Raw genomic sequence first — 24,766 nt, forward strand, 5'->3', positions numbered from 1 at the left:
GTGAGTTTGTTGGCCTGCATCAGCGCATGATGAGGCCGATGCTGGCTAACCCTATGCTACCGGTATTCCATATTATCCGGCCGCCGGCCGCGAAGGCGAGGCAGGCACGCAAGGCCGCTGGCGTCCGTCACGCTCCCGACGTCGAGGACCGCTGATCGACGGACGCCAGCCGAAGATGGTCGGCCCGGAACGCTAGGCGGCGTCACCTTGCGATGATTGTGGCGGCGGCGCGGGAACTGCGGCCTCGACGCGCCGCCGGCAACCTTTTCTCCAGTACTACACGTACTGACGCAACTCGTTGAGCACGAAGTTGCCAAGGCGCTTGCCGCGATTGCGCAGGATGCGCAGCGGACCGTGGTCGACAAAATAAGTGAGCAGGATCGAATCGCGCGTCTTGACGTCCGGGGGAACCTTGTCGGCCGAATGCCAGGTATCCGTGTCGACGGCGAAGGCGTAGCCGCAGTTTCGGGCAAAGCGCATCTGCGTGCTTCGCTCACGCTTGCCGTCCGGCAGAACGCTGTGGAACACGGTCCCGATATTGGTGTGGCTGTCGTCGCTGGGCAAATAGAACTGAACCGTGATGCCCTTCCAGTGTGTGTCGGTATGTGGCGGGATGGAGTAGCCCGGGATATCCCGCGTCAGCACCGGGATGGGAAACATGCCGACCCGATCGAATCCGGCGCCATGGCGCTTCTCCAGGGCCGGAGCCATGCGTCGCTTCAGCGCCTCCAAAACCTTGTCGGACCGCAGCGCCTGACCGACGGCGTTCCAGATGGCGCGCTTTTCCGGCGGTAGATGGCGGATGTATTCCGGGAACAGGTCGATCTTGACGCGCGTGGGAAGGCCGTCCTGGTTGCGTCTCTTGCTGCGGCCGTGCATCGGCCGATAGTCCGACGCCTGCGGCATCAGCGCCAGCATCTGAGCGTAGACGTCGTCCGGAAAGACCCTGTCGAACTCGAGATGCAGGAACGGCCCTTCGACAAGGTGCGCATCGTCGATTGACTGCGCCACGAAGCTGGAAATGCTCTCAACGTCCCGCTTGCGCTGCGCGGGCGACACCATCAACGACTGTTCCATGCACATCCCCGGCGGTACCGACACATCCGACTCGAACCTGTCAGAAACCGGGCGCTTCCGCAACATTTGCCGGCACCGCACAACGCAACGTATGAACAAGACGGGCCAGTTCCGGCGCTGAAGGCGGTTGCCGCTCGCCCGGTATGCAAAACAGCGAAGGCGCGCGGAACCATGGACGGGCTGACACGCTTGCCGGAGCAGTTTCCCCGTTTCTATACCGCGCACTCCCTCGACGGCCTCCATCGCCTGCCTTATTGTCGCCCCGATTCAGAGTGGCGGGGGAAGAGAACAACAAATGATCAACATTCACCGGCTTGCGGTCGGCCTTCTCCTGCTGGCGCTCGCCGGCTGCCAGTCCAATGAGGACACGGGCGTAAGCATGGCCTCCAGTTCGGCCGACAACCGGATGGACGCCGCCGTGCCGAAAGTCGCGGAGGATGCTTGCGTCAAGGAAGTCGGCCGCACGACCAAGAGCACTCAGCTCGCGGTGCTTGAAAAGATCTATTCCGAACAGAATTCACAGGTGAAGGTCGGCGTCGGCCCGGACAGGGCCCCGTGGCTGTGCATGACGTCGAACAGCGGGATCGTGGCGAGCGTGATATCGACTGCCGAATGACGGGCGGCAGGCGGGGCCGACGCGCAGCGCTCCCGCGCCATTGAACCGACGGCCGGCGGCGATCTCGATCAAGATGGCAAACACCATCGATACGTCGAGCCACTCGGCCGCCTCCCACCGGCGGCCGCCGTCGCCGCGATAAAATCGCTGCTGGCTGCGACGGAATCTGTCGCAGCTACGGAAGCTGGACAACCAGACCGTCCATGGGCCGAACCGGATCGGGTCGAGCCCCTTCCCTCAAACATGTTGGAAACACTTGCCAACGCTGGAACGGCTTCGCAATCCGGGCCTTGTCTCGCTCGGCATTGCCATCCGGTTCGGAATGTCCCGACTGATGGGTCGGCAGCGTCATGACCTACCTCGTGTTCGCCGTCGGCCTCGCCCTGGCCTTCTCGTTCGGCTTCCTGCTCGGCGACAGGCGCGGCGTGAATCAGGCGAACGTCATCCTGGACGAGACAACCGCGTGCTCTTCCAAGCGATCGGCGACAGCGCGAGGACGCCTGTCGAGGGCGAGGAGGAGCGGAGGCCGGTGCTGCACTGACGCAACCGCCAAGTTGTCGCTTGCGCTGCCCGGCTGCTTCGGTGGCCGGGCAGCGATCCAAGTGCGCGAACGCCATCGTGACCCCGAAAGATGGTACCAGTTGTGCGGCTTGATGATTCTCAGTCCGTATTGAACGCGGAACAATTCCGCAGACTTTCCGTGCGCGACCGTCGAACCGGGCAAAGCCATTGGTAGTCGAGACTGCACAGCAGGAGTATCTGAGAATGAGACATCTTTGTAAAATTGGTGGGCTTCTAATGCTGTTGGCTGTCAGCGGAACTGCCAGTGCGCAGGAAACCATTGATATGAAAGGCACATGGTTGCCGTCGACGGGCGATGATCTGATCGATGGGGACAGCAAGTACACTCCGGACGGCACCAAGCCAATCGAGGGCGGCGACGGTGCGCTTCACAAAGACACGACGCAGTTCGTCTTCCAGTTTGACGGGCAGGATGGAAAGACTTTCTGGGGCACCCACACGGCAGGCAAGGTGGTGGAAAAAATGGTCGGGGCGATATCGGGCGATGGCAAGCGCTTCGTTATCGCGGACGAGGACGGGACGTTTAACGGTATCGTGGTAGACTCCAACACTCTGGACTTTTGCTACGCACATGTGACGCCGACGAGCCGAGCCGCTGCCTGCGGGCTGTTGGTTCGTCAGAAGTAGCCCACTGTTCACACGGTTTAGCCTGGGTGCGGAGACGTGGCCGGGCTTGTTGTTTGTGCCCTTGCCAACGCACCGGCAACCGCGCAAACGACGGAACCTTCGCACGTGCCGAGGGGATCGGCATGGCTAAGACCAAACCTGTCGAGACGTGGGTAGAGTCCGCCCGCCGCGGATTGGCAGCGAAGGGGCTCGTCCTGGAATCCGGTGATCGCGGCTACTACGGTCCCGGCTATGTGGTGCCCAATGCGCAGGGCGATGCCGTGTTCGGCATGCAGCCGCACCCCTACTCAGCCACGCACGAGCGCGCCGAAAATTTCCTTCGGGCACAGGACCTCTAGAACCACAGCGACAGGCTGTAGAGCACAGCTATCGCGATCAGCAGTGGCACAATGACGATCAGCAGTACCTTCGCAGTATCCATCATGGCAGCCTAGGGCCAGCGGCACCGGTTTTCTAGCTGGCAGGGCGGCATTTCAGGCCTTCGCCGAGGCCGCGAAAGAGGCAGACATCTTGATTGAGTGAAGCTCCTGCTGAGATCCTGCGGCTGTCGCGCTTCCCCGGAGGGACAGAGAGAAGCGAGCATCTGCTGAGCCTGAATTTTGACACGCCGCAGAACCGCCCCCCGCGAATTGAGCGGACGGAAAATAACCATTTGATTCAGGTAGTTAGTGGCGATCCCGGCAGGATTCGAACCTGCGACCATCGGCTTAGAAGGCCGGTGCTCTATCCAGCTGAGCTACGGGACCAAAGAGACGACTCTCAGGCCGCCTGTCGCATTTGGGCCGTCCGGAGACGATCCGCGCGGTCAATGCGTCCAGGGCGTCTTGCGGTCATAGCGGAAATTCTCCGCATAGGAAATCTGCCGGCGCTTGGCCTCTTTCGGTTCCTGCACGCGAAACGCTATGCCGTGCTTCTCGGCGTAGGCGATCGCCTCTTCCTTCGTTTCGAAGGTGAGCCGCACCTGGCTCCTCATGTCGGAAGATGTGGTGTAGCCCATCAGCGGGTCGATCTTGCGCGGCTTCTCCGGGTCGAAATCGAGGACCCAGTATCCCGTCTTGGCCTTGCCGGACTGCATCGCCGTCTTGGCGGGGCTGTAGATGCGCGCTGACATAGGGCTTCCTCAAAGTTCCATCCGGATTGCCGTAGCTCATATCCTGCAAAGCAGTAAAGATGTGTGACTGCGGCATCTGGCTTTTGAGCGGCTTTTTGCGCACTTCGTGCCGCCGCCGGAGGCGCCCGCCGGTCTCCCGCTTCGAACCGGGACCCGGATGGCCGCATTTTCGACGCCGGTTGCTGCTTTAGAGGCGGCTGGCGCGATGCACCACGATGTGGTCTAAGCGCCGTCGGCAATGTGACTGCGGAAACAGCGATGGCCAGTGACGTTCGTAGACCAAGCTTCGCAAGCCAGCTCGGCATCGCCGCCAGGGTGGTCGTCGCGATGATCATTCGCGAGACGAGGACCCGTTTCGGCCGCAACAGGTTCGGCTTCATCTGGATCTTCATCGAGCCGATGGCTTATGTCGTCTTCGTGATATCGGTCCGGTCGTTCATCGAGCACCGGATACCGTTCGGCCAGAATCTGCTGCTGTTCATCCTCTCGGGAATTCTGACGTTTCGGATGTTCTCGGCGATAGCCTCCCGCGGATTGGGCGCGATATCCGGCAACAAGGCGTTGCTGGCCTATCCGCCCGTGAAGCCGGTGGATGTCATCGTCGCGCGAACCGTGCTCGAGACGATCGTCATGTTCATCGTCTGGACGATCTTCTACAGCCTCCTCGCGATCGTCAGCGAAGACAAGATCATCATAAATTACCCGAGGTTCGCGGAAGCCGTCGGCGCGCTCTGCTTCCTGAGTTTCGGGGTGGCGACCTTCAACGCCGTGGCGGCATCGCTATTTGCGACCTACGAGCGTCTGTGGGGCATTTTCCGGTTTCCGCTGCTGCTGCTGTCCGGCGTGTTCTACGTGCCGAACCTGATGCCAGCCGCCATGCGGGAGGTGATCAAGTGGAATCCGGTCCTGCATTGCGTGGAGTGGGTGCGCACTGCGGTGTACCTGACCTACGATCCGATGCTGGACAAATCGTACATCTTCGTCGTCGGATCGCTCTTCCTCGTCACCGGCCTGCTGCTCGAGCGGGCCTATCGTCACCGCATCATGGCCTGAACAGACCGACCGAATGGATTCCAGCCACAACCAGCGCGCCACGCAATCTCCGCCGACCGAGGACCAGGGGCTGCATTTCCGCTTCGTTCCGCTTGCCGGATCGACAAAGCTCGTCATCTTCTTCAGCGATGCGAACGCGCCGCAGCGATCCTTTCACTTCTGGCGGCCTGGTCTCGAAGCCAGGGCGAATCGCCTTTTCGTCAACAATGGCGTCAACGAGTGGTATCAGAACGGCATTCCCGGCCTGGGGTCCGACCTGCCCACGACCATCATGAACATGAAACTGTGGGCCCGCCGGCTCGGCGCCACGGAGATCTATGCCGTCGGCCAGGGCATGGGCGGCCACGGGGCGGTGCTGTATGGCAGCCTGCTCGGCGCCCGCGTGCTCGCCTTCGGCGCCGAAACGACGATCCGCCTGCCGGCCAGCCGCAGCGAAAGGCTTCTCGGGCCGGATGCAAAAACGCCGTTCCGCACCATCCACCGGTTCATCGCGCAGGCGTCCGAGCCCATCTATGCTTTCGCGGGCGAAAACGATCCGCTCGACATGTACTGCCTGGCCCTTGCGAACGGCCTTCCCAATTACTTCCGCCGGTCGCTGAATTTCGTCGGCGGCAGCCCCGGCAGCCATCTCGGCGACCGCAACCGATTGAAGCCGCTGCTGCGGGCCTTCCTCGACAACCAGCCGCCGCCGCCGATGATCGAGGACGGATTCGGCTGCGAGATCGAAGGATTTGCGCAGGCCTATTACGAGCTCTTCGTGGCTCATTCCGGACGGGACTGGGCAAAAGCCGCCGAGGCGGGCGCCAGGGCGACGGCGCTCAATCCCGCTTCCGATTTCGCGCAGTACATGACCGGAAACGCTTATCTTCAGCTGGGATACGCCGAATCGGCAGTCGGACACCTTTCCACCGCTTGCAGCCTCTATGCCGACCACACCGAATATCGGTGGACGCTGGCACTTTGCCTGCGGGAACTCGGCCGCATTGATCTGGCGATCGACCTGCATCGGCAGCTGATCCGCGCCCATCCGGATTTCGCGAAGTCGCATTATGCCTTGAGCATGATCTTCATGGCCAACGGAGCGCTGACGCTGGCCGATCGCCATGCGCGCCGTGCATGCCTCATCGAGCCGAAGAATGCCGGATATGCAAAACAGGCCGCGCGTGCCGCGCAGCGCCTGGCAAAGCGCCGGCCAGGCGACATCGACAAGCTGTCTCCCCAACAGCGCCGGATCGTGACTTTGTACGAGAAGGCCTGAAGCGGACCCTCTCCCGACCCTTGGGACGGATGCGATACTTGCCCGGCGCACGGCTGTTTTTTGCGCAATAGCTTGCCGCGAATCGCGCACGACGCGCGCAAAAAGCCCATTGAGCGCCAAGATCGGGGAACGCCGACCGCGCAAGCGTGCCGGTTGCCAAGTGGCGCTGCTTCAAGAGATTAAAATGGTCGGAGTGGCAGGATTCGAACCTGCGACCCCCTGATCCCAAAATAGTTTTTGCGCCTCTTCGCAACGCCTTGAAATCCCTCTGGAATACGCAAATTTCATCAGCATCTTCTTGATTTCATTGCGACAATCCATCCAAGATCAGTGACAGACGTTGACATTGCGTGGACGTATGTGATCGTTATTTTTACGGACACAGGGCGGACACGACCATGGCGATTGAACTTACGGACGCGCTTATCAAGCAGTTGCCCCTCCCCTCGAAAGGCATGGCGATCACATACGATGCCGAGGTCAAGGGGTTTGGGATTCGGGTGACGGCCAAGGGCGCGAAGTCGTTCATCCTCAACTATCGCACCAAGATAGGCGCAGAACGGCGGATCACCATCGGGTCGGTCGCTGAGTGGAAAACGACCGTCGCCCGGGAACAGGCGAAGAAACTCAAGCGCGAGATCGACGTTGGCGGCGATCCTTTGGGCGAGCGGGAGGAAGAACGCAAGGCCGAGGCCGCCGCCAAACTCAATGCCAAGACCGTCGCCGACATGTGCGACCGCTTCCTCACCGACTACCTGCCGAGCAAGCGCCCGCCGACGATCCGCGACTACACAGCGATGATCAACAACGAGATTCGCCCCGAACTTGGCAGCACGATGATCGTTGCGTTGGAACGGAAGCAGGTCAAAAAACTGCACGAAAAGATCACCAAGACCGGCAAGAAGGTCAAGGCGAACCGCGTTGTCGCCGTACTGTCCAAGATGCTGAGCGAGGCCGTTCACCAATGGGAATGGCCCTTCCCCCGACAGGAGGTCAACGGCATTTGGGTGCAGCACGACCCCACGAAGCACATCCAGAAGAACAGCGAAACGAACGTCGAGCGATACCTGGACGATGACGAACTTGCTCGCCTGTGGTCCGCGCTCGACGCCTACCCGATCCGCACCCGCAAGGACGGCGGCACCTATGTTGACGCTCGGGCGCTTCAATCGGCGAACGTCATCCGACTGCTGATGCTGACGGGCGCGCGATCCGGTGAACTGCTTGGCACCAGTCTAATTGCGAACGGCAAGCGCTACGACAAGGAGGGCGTACGGTGGGAGCAGTTCGACCTGAAAAAAGGCGTCTGGACGAAACCCGCGAGCACGACCAAGCAGAACAAAAAGCATGTGGTCAACCTCAGCAGTCACGCCATTGAGTTGCTCACCTCGATCCGCGCTGATGCCGAGAATCGGGAAAGCGGCGCTGGCGACTATGTGTTCCCCGGTCAGGCGGGCAGCGCATACCTGACCGAGATCAAGAAGGCATGGGCCGAGATTTTGAAGGCGGCGGAGATCACCAACTTCCGCATCCACGATCTGCGGCACACCTATGCGTCGGTGCTGGTGTCAGAGGGTCATTCCCTGCCGATCATCGGGAAACTGCTCGGTCACGCCAATTCCGCCACGACCGAGCGGTATGCGCATATCAACACAAAGTCGCTGCGGAAGGCGGGCGAATCCGCAGGCGCGATTCTCAGCGGCAAACCTTCTGCTGATCCGACAACGGGTAGCGCGTGATGTTCTCGTTTTCGCACGGCCCTACCCCTGAAAACCTGCTCGTCCCGATCGCCGACGAACTCGGCCCGGTGGCGGCAGAAATTGACGATGCGACGTTGCGGCGTCGACTTGACAGATTTATGCGCGAGAATCTTCTCGCGATCGAGGTACGGCGAGCGGAATCGGACGAATGGCTGGCGTTGTTCAATCTTGAGAGCAGCGTCGATATCCGCGCCCTGCTAACGGGAACGCTGCGGCGGACGAGTTGGTCGCAACACCTTGGGGAATGGCACGAGGCACAGGTCTATGTGCCGCTGGGGATGGGCGAGAAGTTGCGCGCCGCGCTGCTTGTCGACCTTCCGCAGGAGCCGAACCTCTGGTGGCTGAACCACCAGATACCTGAAAGCGCGGAACCGACCACAGGGGTGCCGAAGGCGAGGGCGAACAGGGGGCGGAAACCCAAGGCTCAGCTCGACAGGATCAAAAAGAGATTCTTCGCGAAATGCGAACATGAGGGTTCGCCAGACCCTACGGATGTCAAATGGTATCCTAGCAAAGCGGAAACTTGGCTCGCAGAGGAAATGGCGAGAGACACGGCGATCGGGTACACACCCACCAACGACTATCTCCGCTATTGGATCGAGAAGTGGACCAAAGAGTTCGAGGCGATGAGAACGGGTAATTGAATTTCCCCCTATTACCCCCCTTTGCCCCACGCGCCACCAACTGTCGCGAATTACGTTCGGTGCATCAAGCAACGCGCACGGAACGCCGCCATGACCGCCCTTCTCGATGGATATCTGACCCGGGATGAACTTGCCCGGGAAATGGGGCTGAACCCCCGCACCATCATCCGCTATCAAAACCAGCCGGACGGGCTGCCGAGCACGAAGTTCGGCAAGCGCGTTTTCTTTAAACGCGAATCCGTCGCCCGCTGGATCGAAAAGCACGAGCGGCATCCGAACCCGACAAGACGGGGCCGCTGACCGTAGTCCCCTGCCCTTTCGCGGACGTAACGCGGACATGACTGCCCGCTAGTCGCGGACCATCCAATCAATTCAAACGGATAGCGACGGCGACCCAATGATGGGACATCAGAGGGCGTGATTTACGGGCGCGTGAAAGGCGTTTCCGCCGCGACGCCCTCGCCTACATCGCAGGGGCGCAACGTCGCTGTGCGGCGAGTTTTGCCCGGAAATATTGGGCGTTTCGAGCCGGTGCGAGGGCCCAGGCCCGAGCGCAAAAACGATCGTTCACCGCATGGAGCCGATTGCGCGGGTGCTGTTCACCCAATGAAGTGATCGGCACCCCTTTTCGCGCTTGGCATCTCTACGCGCTTAGCGACATGCATGTTCGAGAACAGTATCGAGACGCGGACGAGGATATGCAGATGCCAAAGAAAGTTGAAATGATCGGTCTGAAGTTTGGGCGACTGACCGTTGTTGAAGATTCAGGGCGTCGAAGCCTGAACCGCGGCGAAATCTATTGGCGCTGCCGATGCGACTGCGGAAACAGCACTGTGGCTGTCGGGTACGTACTTCGAAACGGCAACACCAAGTCATGTGGATGCAGTCGCCGTATTGAACTGGTCGAGATGGCAAAGTGAAAAAAGAACCCTCGCGAGGCGGCGGCTTCGCGAGGGTCAGGAAGGATGCAGGAAAATGAAATCTACGTCCCCAACAACGAAAGACGTAAACACATGGACACCCTAAATCCCAGCGACCTGACCGTCACTCCGCCCCGAGGGGTGCCGTCGCGCTTCGATAGCATCCCAATCGAACTGCGGCGGCGCGACCAATGGGTGGTTTGGCGTGCCGTTGAGCGTGAAGGCAAGATCACCAAGCCGCCGTTCAATCCGAACCGGCCATATGAGAATGCCGAGGTTAATGATCCGGCGACGTGGGGGACGTTCGATGAAGCGGTGCACGTTGCCGCCACAGTGAAGGGCATCGCTGGTATTGGGTTTGTCTTCACCGCGGATGACCCGTACTTCGGTATCGACATCGATGACATTGAAAAGGTGCCGCCGCAGTTCCGCGAACGCCGGCAGGCACTTGAACGGCAGATTCACAAGAACACGACCTCCTATGTCGAGCGGTCGCCGTCCGGCAAAGGCATCCACATCATAGCCAAGGGGAAACTGCCATTCGATGGCAAAAAATCGACTCCCTTGCAGTTAGAAGTATATCACAACAAGCGCTTCTTCACGATGACCGGCGATGTCGTCGAGTATCACGATCCGATGACCGGCGAGGTCTTTAGACGCGACACGATCACGGATCAGCAAGACTTGGCGGACGAAATCGCCGCTAGCATGCCACAAAGAGAGGCCGCTTCCGGGGGCGCGCTGACCGATACGACGGATGGCGGGAGGCGCCTCGATCTGAGGGACGAAGAGGTGCTGTATAGGGCGAGGCAGAAGCAGAACAGCTTCTCCCCGCGGTTTGACGCTCAGCAAGGACACCTCCCCGGCGAGTGGTCGGACACGTTCATTGCGGTCGTCGGCACCCTGGACGAGGTCAGCGGCAGCGTTGAGCAGGTCCGGCGCATCATCATGGGATCGCCATTGGTGCTGAACGCGCCGCCGACGACGAATGGCGAGACGCGGGCGCACAAGGCAGCTCGCAACTTCGGTACTGTGCTGGCGCGTGTCCGGCCAAAAAACACCCCTAAGCTTCGCGATAGACAACCCCTCCTCGAACACGGTCGGCAACTGCGGGAGGCATTCGAGAAAACAGAGGAAGAGCGGATGCAGGTATCAGCGGAAGATTTGGACAGGCTTCTGGATCAGCACACTCAGCTTGGCGGTCGCTCGATCACCAGCGCATTCATGCTGGATCACTTTTGGCAGATTCCAGATCACTACAAGAGGGCGTTGACTGCGCCTCCCGGCATGGTCGGCCACTACGTTGAGGCGGCTATGCGCGCAAGCAAGGTGCCGTTTCTTAGATTCGCGATCCCTGCAACGCTGGCGACGTTGTCCGGCATCATCGGTCGTCGGTACAAACTCGGCGGTAAACTGAGGACTGGAACAGCACTAAACATCATTCTCGCGGCCCCATCCGGTGCCGGCAAGGGGCAGTCGATCACTCCGTGGCGGGGTTTTGTCCGAGCAGCATATGACGCTGCCTATCAGAACACCCCGACGAAGGAGGTTCCTAAGCGGATGAGTGACGGCAACGGAGCGTCATCCATTCAAGGGGTGATGAATAAGTTTATAGCCTGTCCCGCTGGTGTCTGGATCGTGGATGAATGCGGTCAGATGCTCAATTCGATGGCAAATCCCCGCAGCAATACAGACTACGGATTGCGCGACAGCTACAACAATCTACACGACTTCAACCGGCACGATGCATTTTTCTCGGCACCGCATTCCAGAGAGGCAAACAAATCTGGCGAAACGCCGGTCAACAACATCAGTCAGAGTACCTTTTGGACGTTGCCTGTTGACAAGTTCCAATTGCGTGACGGCGATGCACTGGACGGTTTCCTGGCTCGCACGCTGGTCATTCGACACAACGGAGCCGCTGGCAGTATGGTCCCGGATCGAGAGATCGTGCGGGACTTGCCTGACTGGCTTCGGGATCGCTTGAAGAATTTGCTGCTGGATGCAGACAATCTAGACGCTGCCTACGAATACGATCCCAATGCCGCCCTCCCGCTGTTGACCGAAATTGGGTTCGCCCATGGAGTGGAAGATCTTGTATGGGCGCTTGAACAGCAGGCCGAGATCATCGTCAAAAGCGCGCAGAACGGTCATACTCCGAAACCTTATGTCTCGCTCAATCGCGTGGCAGTCATAGCAAAACGAATTGCCGGCACGCTCGCCGTTCTCGAGAATCCCTTTATACCAGAAATAACGGTCGAGCAGTATCAATGGTCATTCGGTTATGTGCTGCAATGTTTCGCGCATATCCTGTCCGACTTCGACACCGGTGAGATAGGCGACAAGGTAGATGACGAATGGCTGTGCACAAGGGCGGCACTGATCGACTTGCTCAAAGCGGACAAGGATTGGCGCAAGAACGGAGGCGTGCCGCTTAACAAATTACGCGACAAGATGAAGAATCAGAAAACCTTCAAGAATCATCCAACCCAAAAATCTGATGAGCGAGTTTCAAAAGCGCTGAGACGCTTTTTAGAAGAAGACGGCTATCTGATTGAGAATAAAGTTCCGTCACTGAAACGCGGTCGTCCAACAACTTACATCAATCTTGCCGATACCGATTGAAGTTCGCCCTTTATGGGGTTCGGAAAAACCCCATAAATAGACGCGAGAACCTCGTAATTTGGCGATTTTGTGCAATATTTTCAATCGCTTAGGTATTTAAGGATTTCAGTTTAGGGAGTTCGAGCGAACGAACAAATAAGCAAGGCCAAGATGACCACAGTGGAGGCGAAAGCAACGCCGCCCATCTGCCGTCCTCTATCTTGTGTTGAAAAGAACGAATATTATCATCCCTAAATGTTAAAATCCCCAATTCGTTAATTGATTGATGTCGTTGAGTTTTTTGACGAGAATAAGGGGGTTTTTTAGGGGGTTTCGCATCATTTTAGCAGGTTCGTTTCGAAGATCGCATCAGCAGGCGGCACCCTTGTGGTCAGCATCGAATCCCAGCCCGCCGCGCCTATATCTGATTGCAAGACAGACGACCTGCGCCCCTACCACGTTGGATTTTCGAACTGACGCCGCCGCTATCGATAGTTGTGTCCGCACGATGTCCGATAACTTAGACGAGAATGCACGGTGCCAGCGCGAACCAAAGTCGAGAACGTCTTCGGGCGGCGATGATGCCGCTGCACGGAGATGAAATCATGACATACGACGAACTGCTCGCCCGCCTGCGCAACCAGCGCCTTGAACTGATCGAGATCGCGGACGGCGACGGCACGAAGACGCTTATCTTCGAAACGCCCGACGATGCCAACATCTTCAACGTGAGCGTCATCCTGCCCAGCGAGATCGTCGCCACGATGACCGACGTGCCTGCCATCGGACGGGGTGTCGCACAATGACGCCCGCCACCGAGACGAAGCCCGCCACCGAGACGAAGCGCAAGGCGAAGGCAACGAAACCCGTTCCTGTGGCGAGCGTGCAAGACGGCGCTTTCGCTCAGGCCCGCAAAATCTTCTGGGCCGATCCGAAGCAAGATCGCGCCACCTTCCTCGCCGCCTGCGCTGCGGTTGGGATGAACCCGGCGACAGCGAAGACGCGCTTCTATTGCCTCACCACCGATCGGGACGCCTCCTGCGCCAACGAGTCCTTGCGCGGGGTCTGATCGATCCGCAACAGCGTATCTGACCCCGGCCATCGTGCCGGGGTTTTTCTTTGCCGTACAGCGCGTTTTCCGCGTCGCCCGCCCTCGGGCACGTCGAATGCGCCGAGCACGCTCACGGACGAAGATAAACGGGCGTGCGCCGCAGTTTACGTCCCGTCATCGTCCGCATTGCATGCACTCGATTTTTATTGCGCATCCCATTGCTCTTGATTCTCTAATTTTGGGCGACTTTCGACGCCGACCTTCAATACTTTCCGTCCCTTAAACAACGTCGAAAATTTCGCTTGTATATCTTTCGGCACCTGTGGGACGAAATTGTCGGAACCTCGGAGAAGGGCAATATTGGTGCAGAGGATGCAAGACAATGCTTGGGATGATGATAGTTAAACTAGCAAAGTGGCGAATACATAGTCAAACGTGGCCCGGGTACGATGACGGCGCCGTTTATTGCGATGTCGAATATCGCACCGAGAAGGACGGATACATCGACCACGCGATCCGAGACAGCTTCATTCTCTCCCACCCCGACCCAAAGCGCGCGCGGGATGTCGCCGTTGGCAACCGCAAAGCGAGGGTGATCACCGCGCTAATCTCCCGAGATGGCGAACTGCTCATCGAACTCGACGGGTGGGGACAGGTCGTCTCTTACGGTTCGATCGACGGTCGCTGCGCCTATGTGAAACCCCTGCCGGAACATCACCTGTCCGATCCGCCACGCCGACAACCGCGCTTGTCGCTCGGGCACCGCGCCCCTCCCATGACCACGCCCCTGCCGACCACAGGGGAATTAATTCCTAGCCAATGGAGCATGCAATGAAACTGCCAATCCAAACGTCCAGAGTCATCGAAAGCGTTCTTCCGGATGATCCGTCTTTGGACGGTCTGCGGGCGAACATCGAGAACGAGATCAAGAAGGCCATTGCGCCTCTCTTCGCCAACATCGCGCCTGCCCAACGAGGCAACGCCGCTGTCAGCACAGCAGCGCCTCCCAAGGGTCTCGCCGCATACAAGCTGCCTTCTGCTGGTGACGACCGGGCGCAGCTGGTGAACCGGGCGCAGAGCCACGGTTACCGCTTGCCGAAGGCGGAGGATTGATCAATGGACACGATGACCGCCACCCGCGAGACGATCGACCTCACGCTTATCTTCGACCCCGCCATCCTTTGGCCTGATCCGGAGGCCTGCCCGGAGTGGCCGCTGTTTGAGAACGAGCGGTCACGCACCATGAACGGTGGCCAAGGGCGGGAGCATGCCGAGAAGCGACTGGCATCGATAGACGTTGCCTTACGCCGCAACAAACCGGCGCGGGCACCATCCAATGCGGAAGCACTCGCCGCGCAAAAGCGTTACTTTCAAACCGGCAACCCTCCCGATGGACGCTGGCGCGTCCTTGGATTCGGCAACCTGAAACCCGCGAATGTCACGTCCGACGATGCGGACGCGATCGTGCAAGCGACCCATATTCGCGGATGGTTGCGCAAACTCGATGCGCGGCAGGCGGCGGCAGCACAGGCGGAAGCCGACCGCAAGCGCCGCGATCTTCAGCGCAAGATCGATTTCCACGCCGACAACGCCGAAGGCCGCAAGGCGGAACTCGCGAGCCTGGCTGAGGCGGAAGCACGTCACCTCCAGCGGATCGAAGACGAGAAGGCGTTCTTCCGTGCTTTCGAGCTTCGCCGGATGCTTCAGGACGGTCACGCCGAAGCGGTCAGGGCGGCAACGCAATTGGGCGTCGAACCGCCTGCCGCGTAGACGTACGTTACCGCCGTCCTCTTCTCTCCTGTTGTGGGACGGCGTGTTGCCGGGAGGGGTTGTTCCTCGGCCTCTCCCGGCTCTTTTCCGCTACCGAAAGGAACCCGTCATGAAACTATCACCACAGAGAGTCAGCAAGGCGCTGCATAAGTCCGGCGCGATCCTCAGCGAGGCCGCGGTCCTGCTCAAGGTCAGCAGACCGACGCTGCACGCCTTCATGCAGAAGCATCCCGAGATGCAAGCGCTGCGCACCAGCATCGAAGACGACATGCTGGACAAGGCGCAATGCGCGATTGCTGACGGCGTTCTGCGTGGCGAGGTCGATGCCTGCGCCCGGTACATCGCCATCGTGAAGAGCAAGAATCATCAACCGAAGGAGTTTTGACTATGGCGAAGAAACCGACTGGACGCCCTGTGGGCAGACCCGCTGGATCAACCGATGCGCTCGGCATTGACGGTAGGGTCGCGGCGCGACAGCACGCAGACGCTGCGATGAAGCGCTTGGTGCATTTGATGACACGTTCCAAGAACGAGAGCATCCAATTGGCCGCCGCCGTCGAAATCTTGAACCGCGCCTACGGCAAGCCCGCTCAGAACGTCGCGTTGACCGGCGCAGAGGGCGGTCCCATCCAGCACGAGATCACGAGCGGCGATGCGGAACGGTTCACCAGCGCGATCAGTGGGATCATCGCCCGCGCCGCTGGTGAGATTGTCGATACCGACGCCGACGAGACGAAGCATTGAGTACCCGGCGGGCGAACCCCGCCATTACCGTCACTTGGTTCGCGCCAGCAGGTACGAGACGAAAGACGCGCAAGCCCCCAGCATGAACAATGCGTCCGTCTCATCGACCTGTGCTTCGTCCTTGAACACAAGAGAGTGGCGGATACCCTTCTCGTCGCTCGAATATCCATAGAGCGCGCCGAAAGCGGCCTTCAAACCACCGTGGACGTGCCCCTGCTTTTCGAGCGCTGTGAGTGCCGGTCCTAGTGTGGCTGTGCCGGGAGCAAGCCGAAGTGCGGTTGCTTCGACCGCGTGGATACTCTCCCTGATACATCCTGCCCAATCGGAATTGCGTAGCGCTGAACCTGCCGCAACGAGATGCGCTCGCGCTGCACCCGCGCTGTTCGCCTCTGTGTCCGCAATTGCACCGGCGAACGCCACCGCTTGTTCGTCTGTTCCGATGGCGACGACAAGTCCGTCTATGATGCGGTAAGCTGCGCGAGCAGTGACGAATGCACCTGCGAGATCGGTCTTCAATTCCCTACTAGAAAATGGATGGCGGATGAAGAATTCTACGAGATTAAACAGTTTTCCGATCTTTTCCTGCTGGATAAAGACCCTTATCGTGCGCCGGAAATTATCTGTCTCCGCTTCGAAGGTGGCAGCATCTTTGTTGAGGAAAACGACGTGAAAGTCCATTGCGACCCGTCTCCAAGGGACGCCGATATTTTGACTGTACATTCCCGAGCGAGGCGCTCGGTCGATTTCAAGGCCTAAGTAGTAGTCTAACAGTCGGCGCAACTCGTCAGAGACTTGGCGCAGCTTTAGCTGCGGAGGGATCGGCTCGAGGCCGGTGCGCTGTGAGAAGGGGATATACGGCTGATTGCTGGTCATGCGGCATCTATACGACAATTTGCCGCTGCCAACTAACTAGGGCGGTGCCTTGTTCACAGGCAACTTCTCCGGAGCGTCCCTGCCGCTCAGATGCGGCGTAGGCATTACGCTCGTAGCACATTGACAGTGATAGGAGGTTGGTTAATCCCTGCCGTCGTTTATGCACCAGCAGAGGAACAAATGTCCTGTCCTATCTGCAAAACCCCCGCAAATCTTGAGCAGCCATCCGGTGGCGACTATCGAAGGGTCGAATGCCGAAAATGTGGTAAATTTCAGATCACAGGTTCGGCGTTGGCCATGCTCGAGTCTCGCCTTCCCAGTGGGGATAAGAAGGCCGTCGCTCGCCTAAGTCACGCCACTAGGCTGATGTCCGAGAGGACCAACGCGGAATGGGCGGAGATCAACTCGGTCAATCTCGATGAGATGGTCAAGCAGCAACTTCCACCCATCGAGCGACAGATGATGAATCTCTTGGCGTGGGCTGCGGCGCATTTGGGTGATGACCAGCTTGGCGTCGTTGAGCTGCCAGACGAAGAGGATTTAACGGCAATAATAGGAACCATCGATGGTGGCCGCGTTGATGACCTGATCTCCCGCGCCGGGAGTGATGGGCTAATTGCCTTCATTCCCGACCACTGCCTATCTATCACTGCCAAGGGTTGGTCGAAACTTATGCCCGCACCGAAGGAAGTAGCGGCTGACGAAAACGCACCAACTCAGAGCGCGCCGAAGGTCGATCGAGTTGAGAAGGCGCACTGCAACAAATGTCATGGCCTTAAGAATTCTTGGGTCCGCGCGGAATATGTCGTTGACGGGAGCGATGGCGCAACATCCTGGAGGGACACATGCGAAGTCCTGCAATGTTGCGGATGCGATGGTCTATCCTTCCGTCATCGATTCTGGTTTTCCGAATGGGATTACATCGATCGTGACGAGTACGGGAGAGAAGTGATGCGGCCGGGTGTGCAGGAAAAATCTTTTCCGCCGCCGACGGTTCGGGCGAAGCCAAAATGGGCGGACGGCATTGCAGATGATGTTCTCAGGGACGTTTTGGAAGAACTCTATGCCGCTCTCAATTTTGGCACGAGGGTGCTCGCTTCGATCGGTGCCCGCACGCTTCTCGACCGTGCCGGGTATCTGCTGCTTCAGGACGATCCCAAGGGCGGGTTTGAGGCGAAACTAGCTGGGCTGGTGGCAGGGGGGTTCATCACTTCGCAGGAGAAGGAAACCCTGGACGCGATGGCTGACGCTGGCAACGCATCTGCTCATCGCGGTTATAATCCTACATCGGAACGCCTTGGGCAGATCGTAGATATTATTGAAAATTTCCTGCACAGGGCATTCGTGCTTTCCGGGGCCGCTGAGGAAATTCGTAAATCGACACCACCGCGAAAAGGGCGCACCAGCTAAGACCGGCACGGATGCCGCCCCGATCCCTCTCCGCGAATCGGCCCTTCCGGCGGACATCGTACGGACACGAAATTCGAAGGGTCGCGCCCTGTCTGCGACCCATTCATAACCAATTGATTTTCTTGGGTTTTTGGTCGGAGTGGCAGGATTCGAACCTGCGACCCCCTGATCCCAAATCAGGTGCGCTACCAGGCTGCGCTACACTCCGGTCGGCTCCCTTTAGGGTGGACCCGGCCGCAAAGCAAGTTCGGACTTCGGTCCATATCCATTTGATTTCGACCAGGCGCGCAGCCCGCCGGCCGATGAAGCCCCGTCACCCTCGCCCGTCCGGAAAGCGACGGGAGCCTATGTCTTCATCAGCCATTCGTGCTCGGGCGCGTTGTGGAATTTCCACGTCCGCTTCGGCCCGGCCATGACGTTGAGATAATAGAGGTCGTAGCCGTGGCAGGCTGCACAGGGGTGATAACCCCTGGGCACCATGACGATGTCGCCGTCCTCCACCGCCATCGTCTCGTCGACTGAGCGATCATCGGTATAGACGCGCTGGAACCCGAACCCCTGGGGCGGATTGAGGCGGTGGTAGTAGGTCTCTTCGAGATAGGATTCCGCCGGCAGATTGTCCTGGTCGTGCTTATGCGGCGGATAGCTCGACGTATGGCCGCCCGGCGTGATCACCTCGACCACCAGCAGCGAATCGGCGGGCTCGCCCTCCGGCAGGATGTTGGTGACGTAGCGGGTGTTGGTGCCCTTGCCGCGCACTTCCTGTTTGACGTCGTCGGGGCCGATCACCCGCGCCGGCAGGCCCTTGCCCAGTCCCGGCGCCAGGCAGACGGCGAGTTCGAGGTCGGTCTCGGCGGTGACGGACCATTGCGAATCCTGCGGGACGTAGAGCGACCAGGGTTTTCCCTCGAACGGCGACATGCGCCCGCCGAGTACGCCGAAATCCTCGCCGTCGGCCACAGCCTCGCCTTTTCCCGTCACGAAGACCAGGCAGGCTTCCTGCGACCCCGTCGGTGCCGATGCCGTCTGGCCCGGCTTCAGCCGGTGAAGCTCGAAGCCGACGTAACCCCAGCCGGCGCCTTCGGGCGTGATCTTTGCGACCAGCCCGTCACCGGCTTTGCGCTTGACCAGAAGCTTCGACATTTCCGTCATTCCTTTTGCTGTTCCTGCGGCTCCTGCGGCTTCGGATACGTCCACAGATACATCCAGGCTGCGTAGACCGCCATGCCGCCGGCAAGTGTGCCCCAGAACGCCTGGCCGCTGTAGAACTCGATGCCCGACCAGATCGCGCACAGCGCGACGATGGCGACGCGACGCCAGAGCGGGCGGAGCCAGGGGTGATCTCGGTCGTTGGCCATGAGGGTGGTATCCGTTGGGTTCTGCTTACCTTCCGGCGGCTGCATGCAACCGCGCGCCTCCCTCATACCACGCTCAGGCGGCCGCAAAACCCTGTGTTTCCACCGTGTAGCCGGCCGCCGACATTACCCGCATCAATTCCTTGTGGCCAACCTGTGCCATTCTCAGCGGCGGGTTTTTTCGCGGGTCCTGCTCGGCCTCGACAACGAACCAGCCCTCATAACCGTAGTCGGCGAATTTCTGGACGATGGCGCCGAAATCCAGCGAGCCATCGCCGGGTACGGTGAAGGCGCCCAGCGCCACCGCATCGAGGAACGACTGCTTCGACCAGTCGAGCCCGTCGATCACCGGCTGGCGGATGTCCTTCACATGCACGTGGCTGATGCGCTTGTGGTGCCTGTCGATGGCGCGCAGCACGTCGCCGCCGGCAAAGGCCAGGTGCCCGGCGTCAAGCAGTAGCGGGATCCCCTCGCCCGAAAAACTCATGAAGGCGTCGAGCTCGTGCTCGAACTGGACGACCGCCGCCATGTGGTGGTGATAAGAAAGCGGCATGCCCTGCCCGGCGCACCATTCGCCGAACTCGGTCATACGCTTCGCATAGGCCTTCATCTCATCGTCGGACAGCACGGCCTTGCCCGCCAACGGTTTCGAGCGGTCGCCCTGGATCGAGCGGCCGACCTCGCCATAGACGATGCAGGGCGCGTTCACCGCCTTGAACAGGTCGATCATCGGCTGGATGCGGTCCTTGTTGGCCGCAAGCTCCTCGTTGACCAGCGTGCCGGAGAACCAGCCGCCGCAGAGCGTCACGTCCGCCTGTTTCAGGATCGGCAGCATGATTTCCGGGTCTTCGGGAAAGCGCCTGCCCTTCTCCATGCCGGTAAAACCCGCCGAGCGCGACTGGCGAAGACACTCCTCCAGCGACACGTCGTCACTGAGTTCCACGAGGTCGTCGTTCCACCACGCGATGGGGGACATGCCCAGTTTGGCTTTCAATGTTCTTGCTCCGATTTCCCAAGCGCTCCCGATCTCATACGGGCGCCTCTATCTAGTTATCGTCAGGGTCCGTTGACATGAACGAGTCACTAAACGCCGCCTCCAGCGACGCAAACCAGCTCGAATCCTGGCCCAAATGCTCATAGCCACTGTCCGGGACGGCCCAGAGCAATATCCACTTCAACTCCGGCGTCCCAACGCCCTCCCTGCAAAACGCGATGCCGGTGCCGCTGCTTCTCTTGTCATCGACCACGACGATCCAACACTGGAACAGTTCAGGGCCGTATGACCAAGGACGTTCCGAGAGGTAAGGTTCGACCAGATTTCTTCTAATCCTCTCAGCCGTATTCACGGGCATGGTCGCGAATTGATCCTCGACGATCTTGCTGACGTCTACAGCGGTGAAAGCGCTATCTGACATTCGGTATCTTCATACGCTCACGCGCTGCTTCAACGCTTCCTCATAGTCCTTGCGCGCCTTGTTGACGCTCGGCCGCACGGAAACCTCCGGCACCGCGACATCCCACCAGTGGCCGCCGGCATCCGTCGAGATCAGCGGATCGGTGTCGATGACGATCACCGAGGTTTTCGTGTCTGCCTCGGCCTCCTTCAGCGCGCGCTCCAGTTCGGCGATCGACGCGACCTTGCGCGCCACCGCGCCCATCGAGGCGGCGTGTGCCGCAAAATCGATCTCCGGCAGAATCTCGTGTTTCGCGTCCTTGAGCAGATTGTTGAAGTTCGCCCCGCCGGTCGCCATCTGCAGCCGGTTGATGCAACCGAAGCCACGATTGTCGAGCACGACGATGGTCAGTTTCTGGCCGATCATCACCGAGGTGGCGATCTCGGAATTCATCATCATGTAGCTGCCGTCGCCGAGCATGACGATGACGTCGTCGTCCGGCTTGGCAAGTTTCACCCCTAGCCCGCCGGCGATCTCGTAGCCCATGGTCGAAAAACCGTATTCCATGTGATAGCTGCCCGGTGCGCCGGCCGGCCATAGCTTGTGCAATTCGCCGGGCAGCCCGCCCGACGCGCAGACCAGCGTCGCCTTGGAGCCGCGCGCGCGATGCACTGCGCCGATGACATGTGCGTCCGACGGCAGCGCATTGGTCGGGTCGGTGACCGCTTTCGCCGCCTTCAGCCAGTCGGTCTTGGCGGCCTTCGCCGTCGCCACCCAGGCATCGGGCGATTTCCAGCCGCCGAGGCTGGATTCCAGCGCCTCCAGCCCGGCTTTGGCGTCGGCGACCAGAGGCAGCGCGCGATGTTTGCCTGCATCGAAGGGCTGCGCGTTCAGTCCGATGATCTTTACGCCGTCCGCCTTGAACAGCGCCCAGGAGCCGGTGGTAAAATCCTGCAGGCGCGAGCCGACCGCCAGCACCACATCAGCCTGCTCCGCAAGCAGGTTGGACGCCGACGAACCGGTCACACCCACAGAGCCCATATTGAGCGGGTGGTCGTGCGGCAGGCTCGACTTGCCAGCATTGGTCTCCATCACCGGGATGCCGTGCTTCTCGGCAAAAGCCTTCAGCGTTCCCGTCGCCTCCGAATACAGCACGCCGCCGCCGGCTATGATCACCGGTTTCTCGGCTTTCTTCAGCGCCGAGACGGCGGCCTCGAATTCGTGCTCATCCGGCCGCGGGCGGCGCGGGATCCACAGACGTTCCTCGAAGAAACTTTCCGGATAATCAAAGGCTTCAGCCTGCACGTCCTGGCAGAGGCTGAGCGTAACCGGTCCGCATTCGGCGGGATCGGTCAGAACCTGCATGGCGCGGTTGAGCGCGGACATGATCTGCTCCGGCCGGGTGATGCGGTCGAAATAGCGGCTGACCGGCCGAAAACAATCGTTGGCGGAGACGGTGCCGTCGGCCCAGTCCTCCACCTGTTGCAGCACCGGGTCGGGCGCGCGGTTGGCGAAGACGTCGCCGGGAAGCAGCAGCAGCGGGATGCGGTTGACATGCGCGAGGGCGGCCGCCGTCACCATGTTGGTGGCGCCCGGCCCGATCGACGAGGTCGCGGCCATGAAGCGGCGGCGGAAACTCGCCTTGGCGAAGGCGATCGCCGCATGCGCCATGCCCTGCTCGTTGTGCGCGCGATAGGTCGGGAGTTCGTCGCGGACCTGGTAGAGCGCCTCGCCGACGCCGGCCACATTGCCATGTCCGAAGATCGCCCAGACACCCCCGAAGATCGGCACTTTTCGGCCGTCGATCTCGGTCATCTGGCGGGTCATAAAGCGCGTCAGCGCCTGCGCCATGGTCAGGCGGATGGTCTTGGTCATTCGTTCCTCCCGAACCGTGCCGGATTTTTTGCGGATTATGCCGCCTTGCGGCTGCGCTCCGCAAGCCACGCCGAGGTCAGCCGCTCGAAACGCCCGGCCATCTCGGCAATCGCTTCCTCGTCGCCGATCTTGCCCGCGAACCAGCGCTCCGCCGGCTCCATGAAGATGGTACGGCCGACGGCAAAGCCTTTCACCACCGGCGCCTCGACGGTGGCGCGAAACGCCTGGACAAGCTCGTTCTCCGGCGCTTCGAGCCCGAGCAGCACCACGCCGCGGCAAAGCGGATCGTTGCTTTCGATGACAGCGCCGATGCGCCGCCACGCGGCAGCGGAACTCTGCGGCTCCAGCTTCCACCAGTCCGGCTTGATGCCTAGCGCATAAAGCTCTTCCAGGGCGCGTGGAACCGTGTCCTCGGCGAGCGGGCCGTGCTTGCCGGCGATGATCTCAACCAGCAGTTCGCGCCCCACCTTGCGCGCCGCCTCGAACAAGGTGCGCAGTTTTTCCTGCTGTTCCAGTTTTAGCGCCGCCGGATCGTCGGGATGATAGAAGCACAGGCATTTGATGCAGTGCTCGACCGGCCATTCCACCAGTTGCGAGCCGATATCCTGGCTGAACTCGAAGCGCAGCGGCCGCGACCCCGGCAGCTCGACCGGGCGGCCGAGCCAGGCGAAGGGATGCCGCGCGAACTCGAACATGGCGTCGCGGCCATGCTTCTCGTCGATCAGCATGCCGTAGCCGTCACGCCCATTGGCGACGCGTGCCGCCGCCTTGACGGCCAGAACCTTGAATTGCCCGATCTTCTTGGCGTCTACGCCGGCCGCGGCGGCAGCCTCTTCGAGTTGGACGCGGTGGTCGATCGCCAGCGCCATCAGCGACGGGATTTCGCGGCGGCGCGTCGTCGCCCAGTGGATAGTGTTGATCGTCTCGTCCTTGCGCAGCGCGCGGTGCGGACTGCCGTGATAGAGGAAATAGGTCAGCTCCGCCCAGGTCGGGTATTCCGGCGAACAAAGCAGCCTCGACACCGCGAAGGCGCCGCAGGCATTTGCCCAGGTCGCCGCCGTCTCGAGACTCTCGCCGCCCAGCCAGCCGCGCAACAGGCCGGACATGAAGGCGTCGCCGGCCCCGAGCACGTTGAACACCTCGATCGGGAACCCCTTGCCGACGATGCCGTCCTCAAGATCGTCGCTGATCGGACCGTCATAGACGATGCAGCCCATGGCGCCGCGCTTCAGCACGATCGTCGCCTGCGATACGGCGCGGATCGCCTTCAGCGCGCTCAGCGGATCGTCGGCGCCGGAAGCGATCATGATCTCTTCTTCGGTGCCGACGATCAGGTCGCAATCCGGCAGCACGGATTTGAGCTGGCTCGAAACCCGGTCGGACTTCACATAACGCTCGAAACCGGCCGCATGGCCGGCAAGGCCCCAGAGGTTCGGCCGATAGTCGATATCGAACACCACCTTGCGGCCATGCGCCTTGGCGATTTTTATCGCCTTGCGCTGCGCCGCCTCGGTGTTGGGACGGGAGAAATGCGTGCCGGTGACCACCACAGCGCGCGCCGACGCGACGAAGGCTTCGTCGACGTCGTCCGGATTCAGCGCCATGTCGGCGCAGTCGGTGCGGACGAAGATCATCGGCGAGACGCCTTCCTCCTCCACCGCCAGAAGCACCAGTGCCGTCAGCCGCTCCTTGTCGGTGACCAGCCCGTCGACCGACACGCCCTCGCGGCGCATCTGCTCGCGGATGAAGCGGCCCATCTGCTCGTCGCCGACCCGCGTCAGCAGCGCCGAACGCAGGCCGAGCCGCGCGGTGCCGATGGCGATGTTGGCGGGGCAGCCGCCAACCGATTTGGCGAAGGAGGTTATGTCTTCCAGGCGAGAGCCGATCTGCTGCCCATAGAGATCCACGGACGCGCGGCCCATGGTTATGACATCGAGTTCAGCCGTATTTCCGTCCGGCGGATTCGCCATGATCGCCTCCCATCGTCGAAAGACGCGCCACCCGCCGGCCCTGCGCGTTACGATGCCTCAATGAAATGATAA

The 24,766-nt window shown here is 60.5% G+C and carries 27 protein-coding genes and 2 tRNA genes; 18 read left to right on the forward strand and 11 right to left on the reverse strand.

Annotated features, from left to right (window positions below; genetic code table 11):
- Positions 1 to 276: 276 nt before the first annotated feature.
- Positions 277 to 1,320 carry a hypothetical protein gene (locus tag ACSBOB_RS19515; protein WP_442577747.1) on the reverse strand — a complete coding sequence of 348 codons (1,044 nt, stop codon included), beginning with the start codon at positions 1,318 to 1,320 and terminating at the stop codon, positions 277 to 279.
- Positions 1,321 to 1,372: 52 nt separating this feature from the next.
- On the opposite strand from ACSBOB_RS19515, the gene ACSBOB_RS19520 reads away from it, so the two are divergent.
- The 4 genes from ACSBOB_RS19520 to ACSBOB_RS19535 all read left to right on the forward strand — a co-directional run bounded on the left by ACSBOB_RS19520 (position 1,373) and on the right by ACSBOB_RS19535 (position 3,240).
- Positions 1,373 to 1,693, forward strand: coding sequence for a hypothetical protein (locus ACSBOB_RS19520; protein WP_442577748.1), 321 nt, complete (start codon positions 1,373 to 1,375; stop codon positions 1,691 to 1,693).
- A 350-nt stretch (positions 1,694 to 2,043) separates the two neighbouring features.
- The gene (locus ACSBOB_RS19525; RefSeq protein WP_442577749.1) at positions 2,044 to 2,367 is read left to right on the forward strand and encodes a hypothetical protein; all 324 of its coding nucleotides are present in this window, start codon (positions 2,044 to 2,046) and stop codon (positions 2,365 to 2,367) included.
- 124 nt (positions 2,368 to 2,491) lie between these two features.
- On the forward strand, positions 2,492 to 2,902 hold the full coding sequence (locus ACSBOB_RS19530; protein ID WP_442577750.1) for a hypothetical protein: 411 nt from the start codon (positions 2,492 to 2,494) through the stop codon (positions 2,900 to 2,902).
- A 122-nt stretch (positions 2,903 to 3,024) separates the two neighbouring features.
- Complete coding sequence (locus ACSBOB_RS19535) at positions 3,025 to 3,240, forward strand: hypothetical protein (RefSeq protein WP_442577751.1); 216 nt, start codon at positions 3,025 to 3,027, stop codon at positions 3,238 to 3,240.
- 331 nt (positions 3,241 to 3,571) lie between these two features.
- Here the strand turns inward: ACSBOB_RS19535 and ACSBOB_RS19540 are convergent.
- Both ACSBOB_RS19540 and ACSBOB_RS19545 read right to left on the reverse strand, forming a co-directional pair.
- Positions 3,572 to 3,648 (reverse strand) — tRNA-Arg (locus ACSBOB_RS19540).
- Positions 3,649 to 3,707: 59 nt separating this feature from the next.
- Entirely contained in the window at positions 3,708 to 4,013 is a 306-nt protein-coding gene (locus tag ACSBOB_RS19545) for an ETC complex I subunit (protein ID WP_442577752.1), read from the reverse strand.
- Positions 4,014 to 4,271: 258 nt separating this feature from the next.
- Between ACSBOB_RS19545 and ACSBOB_RS19550 the strand changes: the two genes are divergently transcribed.
- The 13 genes from ACSBOB_RS19550 (at position 4,272) to ACSBOB_RS19610 (ending at position 15,817) form a co-directional block, all read left to right on the forward strand.
- The gene (locus tag ACSBOB_RS19550) at positions 4,272 to 5,066 is read left to right on the forward strand and encodes an ABC transporter permease (protein ID WP_442577753.1); all 795 of its coding nucleotides are present in this window, start codon (positions 4,272 to 4,274) and stop codon (positions 5,064 to 5,066) included.
- A 13-nt stretch (positions 5,067 to 5,079) separates the two neighbouring features.
- Positions 5,080 to 6,324 (forward strand): hypothetical protein, encoded by a 1,245-nt coding sequence (locus tag ACSBOB_RS19555; RefSeq protein ID WP_442577754.1) that lies wholly within the window; start codon positions 5,080 to 5,082, stop codon positions 6,322 to 6,324.
- A 398-nt stretch (positions 6,325 to 6,722) separates the two neighbouring features.
- Complete coding sequence (locus ACSBOB_RS19560; protein WP_442577755.1) at positions 6,723 to 8,063, forward strand: tyrosine-type recombinase/integrase; 1,341 nt, start codon at positions 6,723 to 6,725, stop codon at positions 8,061 to 8,063.
- Positions 8,063 to 8,728 carry a hypothetical protein gene (locus ACSBOB_RS19565; protein ID WP_442577756.1) on the forward strand — a complete coding sequence of 222 codons (666 nt, stop codon included), beginning with the start codon at positions 8,063 to 8,065 and terminating at the stop codon, positions 8,726 to 8,728. Before ACSBOB_RS19560 ends, ACSBOB_RS19565 begins: the two co-directional genes overlap by 1 nt.
- A gap of 90 nt (positions 8,729 to 8,818) precedes the next feature.
- Positions 8,819 to 9,028, forward strand: a complete 210-nt coding sequence (locus ACSBOB_RS19570) for a helix-turn-helix domain-containing protein (protein ID WP_442577757.1) — start codon at positions 8,819 to 8,821, stop codon at positions 9,026 to 9,028.
- Between the two features lie 665 nt (positions 9,029 to 9,693).
- Positions 9,694 to 12,273, forward strand: coding sequence for a hypothetical protein (locus tag ACSBOB_RS19575; RefSeq protein ID WP_442577758.1), 2,580 nt, complete (start codon positions 9,694 to 9,696; stop codon positions 12,271 to 12,273).
- Between the two features lie 584 nt (positions 12,274 to 12,857).
- Positions 12,858 to 13,058, forward strand: coding sequence for a hypothetical protein (locus tag ACSBOB_RS19580; protein WP_442577759.1), 201 nt, complete (start codon positions 12,858 to 12,860; stop codon positions 13,056 to 13,058).
- The gene (locus ACSBOB_RS19585; RefSeq protein ID WP_442577760.1) at positions 13,055 to 13,321 is read left to right on the forward strand and encodes a hypothetical protein; all 267 of its coding nucleotides are present in this window, start codon (positions 13,055 to 13,057) and stop codon (positions 13,319 to 13,321) included. The genes ACSBOB_RS19580 and ACSBOB_RS19585 overlap by 4 nt, the downstream gene beginning before the upstream one ends.
- Before the next feature lie 364 nt (positions 13,322 to 13,685).
- On the forward strand, positions 13,686 to 14,138 hold the full coding sequence (locus tag ACSBOB_RS19590) for a hypothetical protein (protein ID WP_442577761.1): 453 nt from the start codon (positions 13,686 to 13,688) through the stop codon (positions 14,136 to 14,138).
- Positions 14,135 to 14,416: a hypothetical protein gene (locus tag ACSBOB_RS19595; RefSeq protein WP_442577762.1), complete on the forward strand. Its 282-nt coding sequence runs from the start codon at positions 14,135 to 14,137 to the stop codon at positions 14,414 to 14,416. Before ACSBOB_RS19590 ends, ACSBOB_RS19595 begins: the two co-directional genes overlap by 4 nt.
- A 3-nt stretch (positions 14,417 to 14,419) precedes the next feature.
- Positions 14,420 to 15,073: a hypothetical protein gene (locus ACSBOB_RS19600; protein ID WP_442577763.1), complete on the forward strand. Its 654-nt coding sequence runs from the start codon at positions 14,420 to 14,422 to the stop codon at positions 15,071 to 15,073.
- A 109-nt stretch (positions 15,074 to 15,182) separates the two neighbouring features.
- Positions 15,183 to 15,458, forward strand: a complete 276-nt coding sequence (locus ACSBOB_RS19605; protein WP_442577764.1) for a hypothetical protein — start codon at positions 15,183 to 15,185, stop codon at positions 15,456 to 15,458.
- A 2-nt stretch (positions 15,459 to 15,460) separates the two neighbouring features.
- The gene (locus tag ACSBOB_RS19610; protein WP_442577765.1) at positions 15,461 to 15,817 is read left to right on the forward strand and encodes a hypothetical protein; all 357 of its coding nucleotides are present in this window, start codon (positions 15,461 to 15,463) and stop codon (positions 15,815 to 15,817) included.
- A gap of 30 nt (positions 15,818 to 15,847) precedes the next feature.
- On the opposite strand, the gene ACSBOB_RS19615 is transcribed toward ACSBOB_RS19610, so the two are convergent.
- A complete protein-coding gene (locus ACSBOB_RS19615; protein WP_442577766.1) occupies positions 15,848 to 16,690 on the reverse strand; it encodes a hypothetical protein in 843 nt (280 codons plus the stop codon).
- A gap of 366 nt (positions 16,691 to 17,056) precedes the next feature.
- On the opposite strand from ACSBOB_RS19615, the gene ACSBOB_RS19620 reads away from it, so the two are divergent.
- Entirely contained in the window at positions 17,057 to 18,100 is a 1,044-nt protein-coding gene (locus tag ACSBOB_RS19620) for a DUF4145 domain-containing protein (RefSeq protein WP_442577767.1), read from the forward strand.
- A 131-nt stretch (positions 18,101 to 18,231) separates the two neighbouring features.
- On the opposite strand, the gene ACSBOB_RS19625 is transcribed toward ACSBOB_RS19620, so the two are convergent.
- From ACSBOB_RS19625 to ACSBOB_RS19655, 7 genes are all read right to left on the reverse strand, one after another.
- A tRNA-Pro gene (locus ACSBOB_RS19625) sits at positions 18,232 to 18,308 on the reverse strand.
- A gap of 137 nt (positions 18,309 to 18,445) precedes the next feature.
- Complete coding sequence (gene iolB, locus ACSBOB_RS19630) at positions 18,446 to 19,243, reverse strand: 5-deoxy-glucuronate isomerase (RefSeq protein WP_442577768.1); 798 nt, start codon at positions 19,241 to 19,243, stop codon at positions 18,446 to 18,448.
- A gap of 5 nt (positions 19,244 to 19,248) precedes the next feature.
- Positions 19,249 to 19,458, reverse strand: coding sequence for a DUF3329 domain-containing protein (locus ACSBOB_RS19635; RefSeq protein WP_442577769.1), 210 nt, complete (start codon positions 19,456 to 19,458; stop codon positions 19,249 to 19,251).
- A gap of 73 nt (positions 19,459 to 19,531) precedes the next feature.
- Positions 19,532 to 20,449, reverse strand: a complete 918-nt coding sequence (gene iolE, locus ACSBOB_RS19640) for a myo-inosose-2 dehydratase (RefSeq protein ID WP_442577770.1) — start codon at positions 20,447 to 20,449, stop codon at positions 19,532 to 19,534.
- A 52-nt stretch (positions 20,450 to 20,501) separates the two neighbouring features.
- Entirely contained in the window at positions 20,502 to 20,870 is a 369-nt protein-coding gene (locus tag ACSBOB_RS19645) for a hypothetical protein (RefSeq protein WP_442577771.1), read from the reverse strand.
- Positions 20,871 to 20,879: 9 nt separating this feature from the next.
- Entirely contained in the window at positions 20,880 to 22,724 is a 1,845-nt protein-coding gene (iolD, locus tag ACSBOB_RS19650) for a 3D-(3,5/4)-trihydroxycyclohexane-1,2-dione acylhydrolase (decyclizing) (RefSeq protein WP_442577772.1), read from the reverse strand.
- 35 nt (positions 22,725 to 22,759) lie between these two features.
- Positions 22,760 to 24,694 carry a bifunctional 5-dehydro-2-deoxygluconokinase/5-dehydro-2-deoxyphosphogluconate aldolase gene (locus ACSBOB_RS19655; RefSeq protein WP_442577773.1) on the reverse strand — a complete coding sequence of 645 codons (1,935 nt, stop codon included), beginning with the start codon at positions 24,692 to 24,694 and terminating at the stop codon, positions 22,760 to 22,762.
- Between the last annotated feature and the right edge of the window lie 72 nt (positions 24,695 to 24,766).

It is taken from the genome of Mesorhizobium sp. KACC 23794 (assembly GCF_052180275.1).
Taxonomy (GTDB): domain Bacteria; phylum Pseudomonadota; class Alphaproteobacteria; order Rhizobiales; family Rhizobiaceae; genus Kumtagia.